The sequence below is a fragment of the Ruegeria sp. AM2 genome, assembly GCF_056540685.1.
The window spans coordinates 100,419-112,732 of the sequence record NZ_JBQFXE010000010.1 but is presented as its reverse complement, the minus strand read 5'-3'; the positions used below and the strand labels follow the sequence as shown (position 1 = coordinate 112,732).

The 12,314-nt window shown below is 55.7% G+C and carries 13 protein-coding genes; 11 read left to right on the top strand and 2 right to left on the bottom strand.

Annotated elements, in window-relative coordinates; genetic code table 11:
* Positions 1–38 precede the first annotated feature (38 nt).
* The 11 genes from ACR0CR_RS16610 (at position 39) to ACR0CR_RS16560 (ending at position 10,632) form a co-directional block, all read left to right on the top strand.
* Positions 39–995: a substrate-binding domain-containing protein gene (locus ACR0CR_RS16610; protein ID WP_480601185.1), complete on the top strand. Its 957-nt coding sequence runs from the start codon at positions 39–41 to the stop codon at positions 993–995.
* Positions 996–1,109: 114 nt separating this feature from the next.
* Positions 1,110–1,922, top strand: coding sequence for an IclR family transcriptional regulator (locus ACR0CR_RS16605; RefSeq protein WP_480601183.1), 813 nt, complete (start codon positions 1,110–1,112; stop codon positions 1,920–1,922).
* A gap of 566 nt (positions 1,923–2,488) precedes the next feature.
* The gene (locus tag ACR0CR_RS16600; RefSeq protein WP_480601181.1) at positions 2,489–2,698 is read left to right on the top strand and encodes a DUF1963 domain-containing protein; all 210 of its coding nucleotides are present in this window, start codon (positions 2,489–2,491) and stop codon (positions 2,696–2,698) included.
* A 21-nt stretch (positions 2,699–2,719) separates the two neighbouring features.
* A complete protein-coding gene (locus tag ACR0CR_RS16595; protein WP_480601179.1) occupies positions 2,720–4,105 on the top strand; it encodes a DUF1963 domain-containing protein in 1,386 nt (461 codons plus the stop codon).
* Positions 4,106–4,694: 589 nt separating this feature from the next.
* Positions 4,695–5,372: a TetR/AcrR family transcriptional regulator gene (locus ACR0CR_RS16590; RefSeq protein ID WP_480601177.1), complete on the top strand. Its 678-nt coding sequence runs from the start codon at positions 4,695–4,697 to the stop codon at positions 5,370–5,372.
* The gene (dctP, locus tag ACR0CR_RS16585) at positions 5,369–6,496 is read left to right on the top strand and encodes a TRAP transporter substrate-binding protein DctP (protein WP_480601175.1); all 1,128 of its coding nucleotides are present in this window, start codon (positions 5,369–5,371) and stop codon (positions 6,494–6,496) included. The genes ACR0CR_RS16590 and dctP overlap by 4 nt, the downstream gene beginning before the upstream one ends.
* 77 nt (positions 6,497–6,573) lie before the next feature.
* The gene (locus ACR0CR_RS16580; protein WP_480601173.1) at positions 6,574–7,071 is read left to right on the top strand and encodes a TRAP transporter small permease; all 498 of its coding nucleotides are present in this window, start codon (positions 6,574–6,576) and stop codon (positions 7,069–7,071) included.
* On the top strand, positions 7,064–8,377 hold the full coding sequence (locus ACR0CR_RS16575) for a TRAP transporter large permease (RefSeq protein WP_480601171.1): 1,314 nt from the start codon (positions 7,064–7,066) through the stop codon (positions 8,375–8,377). The genes ACR0CR_RS16580 and ACR0CR_RS16575 overlap by 8 nt, the downstream gene beginning before the upstream one ends.
* A gap of 4 nt (positions 8,378–8,381) precedes the next feature.
* Positions 8,382–8,891, top strand: coding sequence for a GAF domain-containing protein (locus ACR0CR_RS16570; RefSeq protein ID WP_480601167.1), 510 nt, complete (start codon positions 8,382–8,384; stop codon positions 8,889–8,891).
* A gap of 9 nt (positions 8,892–8,900) precedes the next feature.
* Positions 8,901–10,148: a metal-dependent hydrolase family protein gene (locus ACR0CR_RS16565; protein ID WP_480601164.1), complete on the top strand. Its 1,248-nt coding sequence runs from the start codon at positions 8,901–8,903 to the stop codon at positions 10,146–10,148.
* 418 nt (positions 10,149–10,566) lie between these two features.
* A complete protein-coding gene (locus tag ACR0CR_RS16560; protein WP_480601269.1) occupies positions 10,567–10,632 on the top strand; it encodes a LamB/YcsF family protein in 66 nt (21 codons plus the stop codon).
* 199 nt (positions 10,633–10,831) lie between these two features.
* Here ACR0CR_RS16560 and ACR0CR_RS16555 read toward each other — a convergent pair whose 3' ends face one another.
* Both ACR0CR_RS16555 and ACR0CR_RS16550 read right to left on the bottom strand, forming a co-directional pair.
* The gene (locus ACR0CR_RS16555; protein ID WP_480601161.1) at positions 10,832–11,836 is read right to left on the bottom strand and encodes a formylglycine-generating enzyme family protein; all 1,005 of its coding nucleotides are present in this window, start codon (positions 11,834–11,836) and stop codon (positions 10,832–10,834) included.
* 61 nt (positions 11,837–11,897) lie between these two features.
* Positions 11,898–12,293, bottom strand: coding sequence for a DUF4345 domain-containing protein (locus ACR0CR_RS16550; RefSeq protein ID WP_480601158.1), 396 nt, complete (start codon positions 12,291–12,293; stop codon positions 11,898–11,900).
* Positions 12,294–12,314: the final 21 nt, after the last annotated feature.

Genomic DNA, 12,314 nt, shown 5'->3' with positions numbered 1-12,314 from the left:
ACATTGGAGAAACCCGCATCATGACTAAGGAGTAGACTATGAAAAGAAGAACATTTGGCAAGGGCCTGATGGCCGCCACCGCGCTCGCAACCTCGTTTTCGGCATCAATGGTGCTGGCCGCTGACAACTATGTGATCGGTTTCTCGCAGGTGACGACCGTTGAACCCTGGCGTGTCCAGTTCAACAAGGACCTGCGCGCCGAAGCGGACCTGCACGACAATGTCGAGTTGATCATCGCTGACGCCAACGACCGCACCGAAAAGCAGGTTGCGGACGTTGAAAACTTCATCCGTCAGGAAGTCGACGCGATCCTGATTTCGCCGAAAGAATCCGCTGGCCTGACCGGCGTGGTCGAGCAGGCAACCGATGCGGGCATCCCCGTATTTGTTCTGGACCGTAACGTCGACACCGACAAATTCGTTCAGTGGGTTGGCGGCGACAACGAACTGATCGGTCGTGAAGCCGGCAAGTTCGCGGTCGAGCAACTGGGCGGTGCAGGCAATGCCAAAGGCACAATCGTCGAAATCTGGGGTGGCCTGGGTACGCAAGCCGCGCACGACCGCGCCAACGGTTTCCACGAAGCCTTTGAAGGCGAAGAAGGCGTGACCTTCCTGCTGGATCAGCAGTCGGGCGACTGGAAGCAGGATCAGGCCTATGACATCATGTCGACCGCCCTGCGCAACTATGAAGACATCACCATGGTCTACGGTCACAACGACCCGATGGCTTATGGTGCCTATCTGGCCGCCAAAGACGCTGGCCGTGCGGATGACATCATCTTCATCGGTGTTGACGCTCTGCCCGGCGAAGGCGTGACCTGGGTTGCAAACGGCGAACTGTCGGCCACCTTCCTGTACCCGACCCCCGGTGCAGAAGGTCTGCGTCAGGCACTGAAGCACCTGAAAGGTGAGGAAGTACCGAAATCCGTTGTCATGGGCACCGAGGCCATCACGTCGGAAAACGCAGGTGAGGTCCTGAAAAAGAACGGTCTGTAAAGACTGTTCAAGGTCGGCACCCTTTCTCCTCCCTGTCGGGATGGCCGACCGGACACGCAGGGGCTTGCGCCCCTGCTGTCTACTTTGAGAAAGCTGACGGAAATGGGTAACTGAATGTCCGAACAGAAGACAAAGCTACAGAAATACTCGGCACCCGCCTTGGAAAAAGGGCTGGATATTCTGGAGTTTCTGTCTTTGTCAGATGTTGCACCTACCCTGTCGCAATTGGCGCAGGCCATCGGGCGTTCAAAAAACGAAATCTTCCGAATGATGATCGTGCTGGAAGAGCGCGGCTACATCGAACGGCTGGACGGTGATCTGTTCAAACTGACCAGCAAACTTGCGCTGTTGGGCGGGGAACGAACCGACAACAGCAAACTGGCCGAACTGGCCGAACCCTATATGGAGCGCCTCGCTGAAGAGACCGAGTTGTCAAACCACTTCTGGGTACCTAACGGAAAAGACGAGTTGATTGTGATCAACAGCGTATCCTCGTCGCAGAACTATGGCGTGACCGTTCAGGTCGGATATACAATGCCTGTGTTCCAAACTTCCGCAGGGGCGTGTTTTCTTTCAGGGGTCGAATCGAACGAAGAAAGACTGCAATATCTTCGTAATATCGTGACGCGGGAAAGCGAAGAGGCCCTGCAAGACTTTTCTGATTGCGCAGCTCTCTGCGCGGATCAGAATTTCGTTTCTCACAAAAGCCCCGAGAGCAACGCAATCAGCGAAATTTCCACCCCCATATGCCATGGTCCGGGTCGGTCGGTTATTGCTGCGCTTACGATCCCTCATTTCGCAACAGCCCTAATCGACAATCGCCGCGAGATTGTAATCGATTCATTGAAGACTACGGCTGCACAGCTTCAGGCCAGTATTGCGACCCGAATGCCCCTGCCCCGTAGGCCGTGGTACCAGGTTGGCTGAGGCTGTACTTCGAGCAACGCAGTTTAAGTTTCGGTGTTAACTTGCGACCCATGGCGTATCGCCTAGCTGCGGACGTGCTCGGCCACGTCATCATACAGGCTGCGAAGGGCAGTGTTGCCAGCGGCAACCCAACGAGGCCCGTCGACCAGTCGCCCCAGCATGTGACCCATGGCCGCAGCGCATAAGAATTCAGGGCCGCATTGTGCGCAACCTTGGCTATTTCCCGATTTGTTCCTGAAGGTCGCCAATGCGCCGGTTGCCGATGAAAATCTGGTTCAATGACGCTAACGTCCATCCGCCCCACAAAAATGCGGATATCTACTGCCGCGACGGCTAGGAGATGATCAAATGTGCGACATCAAATATGTCCCGATACCCTGCGCGCCTGGGCCGGTTTACGCCGGATGGCCACAACGTTGATATTGTCCGCGAAAACTTCAGACGGATTCGCCGAACCCACGATACCGGAGTTTCTTTCAGTGATCTGTCAGAAGTGTTTTTCGTATCACGTCCAGTAGTTTATCAAGCTTTGAGGAAACACAGCCACTAAACACTGGGCAGTACCTTTGAAACAAACTTCTGTCATACTAAAGCGCCAAGTTCCCATTCGTTTTGATGAAGCTCCGCGTTCTTGGTTGGGTGGACTTCCATTGATGCCAAGGCTCACCAAGTGGCCGCGCGATGGGGAAGGCGCACCACTACATTTCCTCGCGCAGATTTGCTGCGCTGATTTGCCGAAGGCGCTCTGGAATGGTCTGGGACCACGCAAAGGTTGACCACTGCTTTTCGCAGAGACCTTGAAAGTCGATGACTTTGCAGAAAATCCAACCGCCCAAGTTTTACACGTCAAGCGATTGGGATCAGAGCGCCAGCCCCCAAAGGACGCACCAACAGTACGTCATGCAATGTCTGACTCTATCGACCATAGTTCGCCCAATATTCGGCAAGGTGTTCCTAAATTCTGGCGCAAGTGGCCGGTAGATATTCTTGTACACGAGTATGAGGTTTCTGGCAGTGAGCAGGAGGAATGTGGTCCGCCGCTCATGCCAGTGGATGACCTGTATGCTGGACCTGTCTCGATGGATAGCATCAACGGGAACCTTTGCGCTTTGGATGGTCCGTTGACCTGGAGGGGAGCACTTTATGTTGTCGAAGGTGCCCTGAGGGACCTGGCGCCTGAAGAGTTCAAACGAAACTACATTGGAAATCAAAGGGGCTTGCTTGAGCGTCCTGTTGTGGATCGGGACGCATTTGACGAGGTCGTGGCTCAGCGGATTGCTCAGCGACCCGAATTGGAAGGCATGATTTTTCATCTACGCGCTTCAGCCCTCGAAGAAATTGAGCTTCAGGTTCGGGCTGAGCTATCAAGTGGATGGCTCTCTGAAGCGCATTCATTGCTTAATGCCAAAATCGCCGAAACCGTGAAAGAGTTGAATGATTGCCGCTCCGAAGCCGCCGAGGTTGGACTGCATGAACTGCAGCCAAACGGTGGCACATTGGGCAGTAAACTCGAGTATCTGGAAGCCAAAATCGCGTCAGTGGAAGAGGATCGCCAATACTTTGACGAGTTGATTGCACGTTATCCCGGCCCCGAAGGTGAAGCGGGCTTGACCACTGAAATTCAGGAATTGGGAAGGGGGCACTTGGCCTGGGGCGCACAAAAAAGACGGCAACTGGAAGCGATTTATGAAAGACTCCTGTCAAAAAAGCTGGACTCTCCCATTTCTGATAGCGACTGGTTCGATATCAGGAAGGCCATTACTGGCGACGGCTTTGCGTCTTGGCGTGGGCCGCTCATTGCTGGCGACAACCGCATTCTCAAGAGGGTCGAGGCCAGAGTTTCCATTGATCGATGCATACACATGGCTATCCGCGAGGATATCTTGGATTTGTACGCACATGGTTCGGATGCGAGCGCGGCACTCGTCCATGATCAGATAGAGAAACTCGAAGAGTTTCTGCGGTTTGTTGAGGACGGCGTGCTGCATCGCATGGGCGGGCAGCCAGATTTGTTTCAGGACATGACGCTTGATCCCGACGATATTCTGCTATTCCAGCTCGCATCAGATCGCGCCATGGGATGGATGTGGGGGGACCTCGGTGCGTTTTATGTCGCGATCAAAGACCGAGATCTTCGGCGCGGTTGGTTCAATTCTATAGAAGCATGGATAGAAGGCCACTGACGCCAGCAGAATATGGCAAAGTTGACAGGCTAACATGCCCAACGAACTATTCGATCCTTTACCGAATTCGCACCCTTTTGATGTCCGCACCCAGACATGGCTTTTGAGCCGATTCGCCGAGCATCCAAATGCCTAGATCAAGATGTCGTCGTCACCTTTGTGTCCAAAGTTCCTCATCAGGCATCCAAAATTAAACGTTGGCGGCACGCGTGTCGTGCTCAAGCGGCACAGCTCAAAAGACATGGCCGCACGCAAAAAATGGAAGTTGGATCGTTAGCGAAGCCGGCGCTCTTTGTTGAACGGTGCAAAAATTTGTTCTGTCCAAGGAGTGCGAGGCAAAGCGATGAACACGCGGATGAGCCAGCTTTGGCAAGGAGGTACCCACTCGCAATTTGGGACGAACAAAGCACGTAATTTGAAATGATTCGGAATTCAATTCTCAGGATCGGACGGCTTCAATGAATCCCCATGCAGGTGTTACCGGCTGAATTTGTTCAGACTTTTCGGCGAAGAGTGATTTGAATTGACAATTGTGCACCGCCAATAGATTTTACATACCAATCGGTCGGTATGTTATTTGGAGCACGAAATGGCGAAAGAAACCAAAGCCCCTTCACGTATTCGGGACGCGGATCGGACCGTCGCGCTGTTGAAACAGGCGACGATCGAGCAGCTGATTTCGAACGGCTTTTCCGGGCTTTCCATCATCCCGATCCTCAAAAAGGCTGGTGTTTCGCGCGGCGCATTGTTTCACCATTTTCCCAGCAAGGATGATCTGGTCGCCGCGGCATTCGAAGATCTGCTGGATCAATTTGCGGCACGCCTGAACGATATCTCGCTGCGGTTGCGGCAACGCCGGATCACTCGGGAAGAGTTTGTCGCAGAAGTTGGCGCGGCTTTCGCAAGCGACCTGTTCATAGCCTGTATGGAAATGTCGCTCGGCATGCGGTCCGAGCATTCGCTTTCGGAATCTGTTCAGGGCGCAATTCTCAAGTGGCGTGCAGCCCTGCTGGCTTTCTGGACGCAGACATTCGACCTGCCGGACGTGCCGGAAAACGACCGTGAAACCCATTGGGCGATGGCGTCGAATACCCTTCGCGGACACGGGTTTACCACCTCATTCGGGCATGAGGATCTGGCGCGGAACCATCTGCAAAAAGGCTTTGCAAAAATATTTCTGGACGCAGCGCAACTGCGCCCACTCACGGACGATGGGGTCCTGCCATTTCTGGCAAACGATGACACAATTCAGGGAGAAGAGAAGTGAAACCCATTCAACTAGCCGCCTGCGCGGCGTTGGCATTTGGTCCTGGTGTCGCTGTGGCGCGCGACAGCATAACGGCCGCGACATGGTTGCCGCCACAACACCAATATTCCAGGTACCTATACACCTATTGGGGCGACAGGGTTGAATATCACTCGAACGGCGCTTTGACCGCGAATGTCGAGTTAGGTTCGCCCCGCGTCACGGCGACCGGAAATCTGACCGAAATCGCCGATGGCTTGGCGGATGTGTCCGGACATTTTGCGCAATACACGCCCAGTGACCTTCCAGTTTCGAATGCGGTCGAGGAGTTGGGGATGACCTTCGATGACCCGCGCGTCATCATCGCAGCAGCGACCGAGTTCAATATCAAGGACCCATTACTTTCTGCGGAATGGGCGCGGCACGGAGTGGTTTTTGGCGGCTCTTATGCGACCAATCATTACAAACTGATCTGCAACACGCCGATACGCAATCTGCACGAATTGAAAGGCGCGAAACTCCGTCTTCCGGGGCGAGCACCTGCTGAATGGGCCAATTCCGCCGGGGCAGCAACGGTGTCCTTCAACACGAATGAGCAGTATGGAGCCCTGGACAAGGGCGCGCTGACCTGCACGACAACCACCGCGGCAGATGCTTACGTCCGCAAGCTTTATGAGGTCGCGCCACATATCACAGACATGCCCATCACCCTGTTCTGGGCGGGTTTAGGTCATGGCTATAACCCACAAACCTGGGCCGAGCTTACCGAGGATCAACGCCGTGCCGCTCTTTATGCTGAGGCGGACGCAATGGCGGCTTTGATCGTCGACGGCACTTTGCTGGAAGAACAGCAGGCCGAAGCAAAGCTGAAAGAGTTGGGCGTCACATTCCACCCCCCGCAAGAGGACCTGCTGGCCTCGATCAACGCGTTCCGCGAAGCCCAGCCAGGTGCCGCCGTAGCAATCGTTCAGGACACCTATAACGTGGCCGAGGCTCAGGCGCTTCTGGACCGGTTTCAGGCGACGGTGACCAAATGGGCAGATTTGCTGCAAGGCGTCCCTGTCGAGGACAAAGACGCGCTTGCCGCGCTGATGCGGTCGGAAATCTACGACACTCTGGACCTGACGACCTACGGCGGCAGCTAACCACCCACCCGAAGCCAATCGAGCACGGCCGGGCAACTTCAAAGCCCGGCCACAGTTCCAAGCCGAGGGCTATTCCAATGCACACTCTCTACACATGGGCAGAGCGCCTTGCGCGCGGCCAATTGGCTGTTGCTGCGATCGCGATCCTAGCAATCCTTGTCGCCATCTCACTGGATGTCATCCTGCGGGCAGTTTTTCAGGCACCGCTGACCGGAACGATGGAAGTTGTGTCTTTCTACTGCATGATCCCGATTGTCTTTCTGCCGATCATGCTGCTGGAAATTCGCGGCGAACACATCGAAACCGACCTGTTCTATCGCTTCTTCCCGCTTGGCCTGAAACGGTTCTCCATCCTTGTGTCCGGTTTTTTGTCCATCGGTATCTACTGTCTTCTGACCTACATCACCTTCGAACAGGCACTGGCCTCGACAAGCCGGGCAGAGGTCTCGATGGGCGTCAACCTGATGCCCATCTGGCCGGTGCGTTGGGTGCTGCCTTTTGCTTTTGCAACATCGGCGCTTGGCGCGCTGCTCTTGTCCCTGCGCAGCCTGCGACGGAGGGCGCTGGATGTTTGAGCAGCTGTTGCCGATCCTTTTAACCTTTGCGGCTCTGCTGACGCTGATTGCCATACGGGTTCCGATAGGGCTGTCGCTGATCACCGTCGCCTTTGCCGGTATCGCCTTTGAGGTCAGCCTGCGCGCCGCCATCGGATCAATCGCGCGACTTCCCTACGACCTGGCCGCGAACTGGAGCTTTTCAGCCGTGCCAATGTTCTTGCTTATGGGTTTTGTCGCCTCCGAGACCGGTTTGACTCGGGGGATGTTCCGGGCCTCGCGCCAGTTGCTGTCCCGTTTGCCCGGATCGCTGGCCTGTTCCAGCGTCCTTGCCAGTGCGTTATTCGCGGCGGCGTCCGGATCTTCGGTGGCAACGGCCTCGGCCATGTCAAAAATCGCCATTCCGGAAATGCTGAGCCGGAAATACGACCCCGGTCTGGCCTGCGGAACGATCGCGGCCTCGGGCACGCTTGGGTCTCTGATCCCGCCCAGTATTCTGATGATCCTGTATGGAGTTTACTCGGATGTCTCGGTCGGCGCGCTGTTTATGGCGGGCGTCGTGCCTGGGGTCCTGTCGGTTGTCATCTATGTCGGAATGATCATGATCCGCTGCCGATTGAACCCGGCACTGGCGGGTGGCAGCTACACCGGCAACGAAGATCATGTCGCCTTGCGCCAGTTGATCTGGGATATCGCGCCGCTGCCCTTGCTGATCGCCATCGTGATGGGGTCGATTTCGCTTGGGATCGCTACCCCGACCGAGGCAGGCGCACTGGGCGCCTTGGGCGCTGTACTCATCGCGGTTCTGTCCGGAACTTTCACGCTAGGCGGTTTTTACAGCGCCCTCAAACAAAGTGCGCTGTCCTTCACCGCTATTTTCGTGATCATCATCGGCGGCGCGCTTTTGACGCGCTATGCCGCAGTGGCCGGGCTGAACCAGATATTGGGAGACCTCTTTAGCCAGTCCGCCGCGGGCCCGTTGACGTTGATCCTGGCGGTTACGCTTCTCTACATCATACTTGGCATGTTCATCGACTCGATCGGATTGCTACTGCTGACAGCCCCTCTGATCCTGCCGATTGCAGTGTCACTGGAAATGAACATGATCTGGTTCGGGATCATCCTGATCAAACTTCTGGAGATCGGGCTGATCACGCCCCCAGTCGGACTGAATATCTTTGTAATCAAAGGCGCGCTTGGCAGCCGCGTATCCTTGCCGGTGATTTTTCGTGGTGTGACATGGTTCATCGCAATGGACATCCTGACGCTGGCCGTGCTGATCGCCTTTCCCGTCATCACGCTCTGGTTGCCGGGGTATCTGAGGTGACTACATGACTGAACAATCAACCACTGACGTATTGCTTGCGACTCAGGCAAAGCCGGGCCAACCCGATGTTCTTTTCGCCTTGGTGGCCCAAATCTGCGCCGATCAATTTGGATTTCGCTTTTTGACCGTGCTGAAAACGATGGGCGATGCGCGGCATCTGCGACGTGTCTACAGTTCCTCCCCAGACGATTACCCGACTGGGGCGCTGAAACCGATGGGCGGGACCGACTGGGGCGCATTGGTTCTTGGGAAAGGCCAATCCTGGCTGGGTGTCGGTCGTGATCAGATTCTGTGGGCCTTCCCTGATGCGCAACGTATTCTGGCCAAAGGCTGCGAAGCCTGCGCCTGCGCACCGGTCATCTGGAATGGCCAAACGCTTGGGGTTTTGTCGCTGAACGCCGAACGGAACAGATACTCGCCCGCCGATTTGAAACCGATGCAAAAGATTGCTCAGACCCTGATCCCGGCGTTGATTTTGCCAGACGATCGACCAACCACCGCAGTTAATGAATGAGGCCCTCACATGACATCCCTTCTGATCCACAACGCCCGTATCGTGGACGGGACGCAAGACCGGCCAACGGATCCGATGCAGATCGCAATTGAGGAAGGCCGGGTGCGCGAGGTAGGGCAAAAGGTGAAGTTTGCGGCCGATGACGTCCTGGACCTTTCGGGCCTGATCACCATGCCGGGTCTGATCGACTGCCACGTTCATGCAGTGGCCACGACGGCTGATTTGGGTCGAAACGCTGAACTGCCGTCGTCGTTGGTCGCGGCAAAGAGTGCCAGAATTATGCGCGATATGTTGATGCGCGGCTTTACCACTGTTCGCGATCTTGGCGGCGCGGATCGAGGTTTGCAGCAGGCCGTGGACCAAGGGTATTTTACGGCACCCCGTCTCGTGATCTGCGGGAAGGCATTGTCACAAACCGGCGGCCACACTGACTATCGGGGGCCGTATCACAACCGCAGTGTCGGCTGGTATGCGGGTCAGCTTGGCGCTTTGGGGCGCGTCTGCGACGGGGTAGCCGAGGTTCAGCGGGCCACCCGTCAGGAATTGAAGGGTGGTGCGCAATTCATCAAGATCATGGCTGATGGCGGAGTGTCGTCTCCCTCGGATCCGATCGGATACCTGACGTTTTCAATTGAAGAGCTGAAAGCCGTAGTGGAGATCGCCAAAAGTTTCGGAACCTACGTGGCGGGGCATCTGTATTCGGATGAAGCAATCGTTCGCGCTTTGGATTGCGGTATCGAATGCATTGAACACGGCAACCTGATTTCTGACGACACCATTCAGCGCGTGGCGCGAGAAGGCGTGGTCGTCGTGCCTACCAACATAACATATGATTTGTTGGCACGCAGGGGTGCGGAATTCGGTCTGCCACCGGAATCTGTCGCGAAGATTGAAGATGTGCGCGAGGCTGGATTGAACCGGCTGAACAAGATGCACGAGGCCGGCGTGACGATGGGATATGGCTCGGACTTGCTGGGCGGCATGCAGTCGGAACAATCAAATGAGTTTACCCTACGAGGCCGGTACTTGCCCGCGGACGCCGTGATCCGCTCGGCGACAATTGATGCCGCCAGAGTGCTTAGAATGGAAGGACAGATCGGCGCGCTGGTGCCAGGGGCATATGCCGACCTCATTGCGATTGATGGTGACCCGCTTCAAGATTTAAGCTTGCTGACCAATCAGGGCGCGCACATGCCGCTGATCCTGAAAGAAGGCAATGTACTCAAGCACAACTGTGAGGTGTCCCAAGTTTCCTAAACACCTGCCAAATTCAGTTTGTTCTATCCGTTTTCGAAGTCAGTGGGCGCCCGCATGCCTTTGTTCATGTGCTTGCGATATCCATAGACTTTGCCGCCGTCCGCCCAGACTTGCCGGATCAGCTCGGTTTGATGAATGGCCTGCTGCGCACGGTGGCTTACCGGTTCCTTAAGCCAAGCGCCGGGAAACCTCCCGAGCCGGATATGCAACGCAACGTGATCTGATGCACCGCATCCCACTTGAATGCATCGCAATACTTGCTTGTCCCAATGTCGGCATCCTCGCCTCAATTTCATGGGCAAAGTGTCTGCAAATCTGCGGGCACCGTACTGCTTCAGATTCAGTTGGACAACAAAACGCTCCTTATTGGAGAGGGGTTTGATCAGACAGGCCTAGTCAGGCAATTGATGAAGAGATCATGGCGCTCATCAGTTCCGCCAATATCGCAGCAGGATTCCACGCGGGTGATCCAATTTGTCTTTGAAGTTGGCGCAATTCGAGAATTGCACGCCGCCGCGGAATCGGTCTTCAAAGTGTGAAATCGACTGGCCGCAGAAAACAGCTTTTCACTAGCATTCGATTTTGCCTTTGCCGTACATCGTCAGGGTGTTTCTAAGATCTTGGGGCGCTTCGGCAACTGTATTTCCAGTGATGAAACTGGTTTCGAATTGGCTCCTCAGGCTCTATCGGCGCTTTTGCGTCGATGTTCCGAGAGGTTGCACCACTCTAAAGCCGATATGATTGGTTCCAAGGCTTAACTCTGCGGGCTGTCGACCAGCTGGTCTGTACCGTTGGCAAAAATTTGGCGCACACAGCCAGGAACCGCCTTTGACAACACGCATCGGACCGATTGAGGTGTTGGCAAAGTGCTGTGCGACCTCGGCACTAGGGCCCTTCGGATCACGCCCTTCGGGCGCAAAGTGGCGTGGCATCCACCAATCTGAGACGTGTTCCCAGACATTGCCTGCCATATCGTGAAGACCATAACCGTTGGCCACAAAGCTTGCGACAGGGGCCGTACCCGCGTGGCCATCATCGGCCAAGTGTTCGTTGGGAAACCGACCCTGCCAAGTGTTGGCTTTCCAGCCCTGGGCAGGGTCATAGGCATCGCCCCAGGTATAGTTGGCGCCATCGAGCCCACCGCGCGCAGCATATTCCCATTCAGCCTCGGTCGGAAGTCTCCCGCCGACCCAATGCGCATAGGCGGCCGCGTCTTCCGGCGACACCTGCACGACCGGATGATCGTCCATCCCGTCGATAGAACTGCCCGGCCCCGCAGGTTGCCGCCAGTTTGCGCCCGGCACGTAACGCCACCAGAGATTCGGGTTGTTCAGGTCTACATGGCGTGCAGGCTGGGCAAACACCATGGACCCCGGCACACGTAAAGCGTCGGGCACATTGGGGTGGCTTTCGGCGTCCAGTCCTTTTTCGGCCGTCGTAACATACCCGGTGTCGGCCACAAACTCGGCGAATTGCGAGTTGGTTACTTCCGTACGGCTGATCCGGAACCCGGAGAGTGTTACGTTTTGAACGGGCGTTTCTTCGGGGCGGTACCTGTCGGACCCCATAAGGAAAGACCCGCCGGGGATATCGACAAAATCGTCGTCAATCGACCAGTGCCCGTAGCCAATGGTTGCAATAAACCCCGTAAGCACGACCGCCACAACGGACCCAGTTTTCCACACCACAAATGCCTTTCATTTCTATCCGGACGTCGGACTGGTCGTCCAAAATTTTGCCTTCAAAAACTCATTCTGATTTCCGGATCGCAAGCAACCATGCGCCGCACAGCCCGAAACAGATTTCCAGTACCAGAAATGTACTCAGCAACCAATGCGGCACGCCATCCAGCACGAGGCTGATGAAGCGCCCCGCAGCAAGCCCCAGCATGAACACGACCAAACTCCACAACGCCGGGCCGGCGAGCGACGGCTTCAGTGCTCCGGTAATCCAAAAGGCGATCAGGGCAAGATACAGACCCATGATCGCGCGGAAAATATGGGTCAGGTTGATGGTCGAAACATCAAAACCATAAAGCGCGGGTAAAACAAGCTGTGGGTTCGCGCCATAGCTTAAGGCAATCGGGAGCAATCCAATTGATGCGACCAACAGGAAAACCCTTTCACGCGTCAGTGTGATTGGCATTTTGCATCAAAGTCCTTTGCG

Coding starts and splice junctions, on each gene's coding strand:
- ACR0CR_RS16575 (WP_480601171.1), top strand. CDS start 7,064: ATGTTTGAGCAGCTGTTGCCGATCCTTTTAACCTTTGCGGCTCTGCTG.
- ACR0CR_RS16605 (WP_480601183.1), top strand. CDS start 1,110: ATGTCCGAACAGAAGACAAAGCTACAGAAATACTCGGCACCCGCCTTG.
- ACR0CR_RS16565 (WP_480601164.1), top strand. CDS start 8,901: ATGACATCCCTTCTGATCCACAACGCCCGTATCGTGGACGGGACGCAA.
- ACR0CR_RS16550 (WP_480601158.1), bottom strand. CDS start 12,293: ATGCCAATCACACTGACGCGTGAAAGGGTTTTCCTGTTGGTCGCATCA.
- ACR0CR_RS16570 (WP_480601167.1), top strand. CDS start 8,382: ATGACTGAACAATCAACCACTGACGTATTGCTTGCGACTCAGGCAAAG.
- ACR0CR_RS16580 (WP_480601173.1), top strand. CDS start 6,574: ATGCACACTCTCTACACATGGGCAGAGCGCCTTGCGCGCGGCCAATTG.
- ACR0CR_RS16590 (WP_480601177.1), top strand. CDS start 4,695: ATGGCGAAAGAAACCAAAGCCCCTTCACGTATTCGGGACGCGGATCGG.
- ACR0CR_RS16610 (WP_480601185.1), top strand. CDS start 39: ATGAAAAGAAGAACATTTGGCAAGGGCCTGATGGCCGCCACCGCGCTC.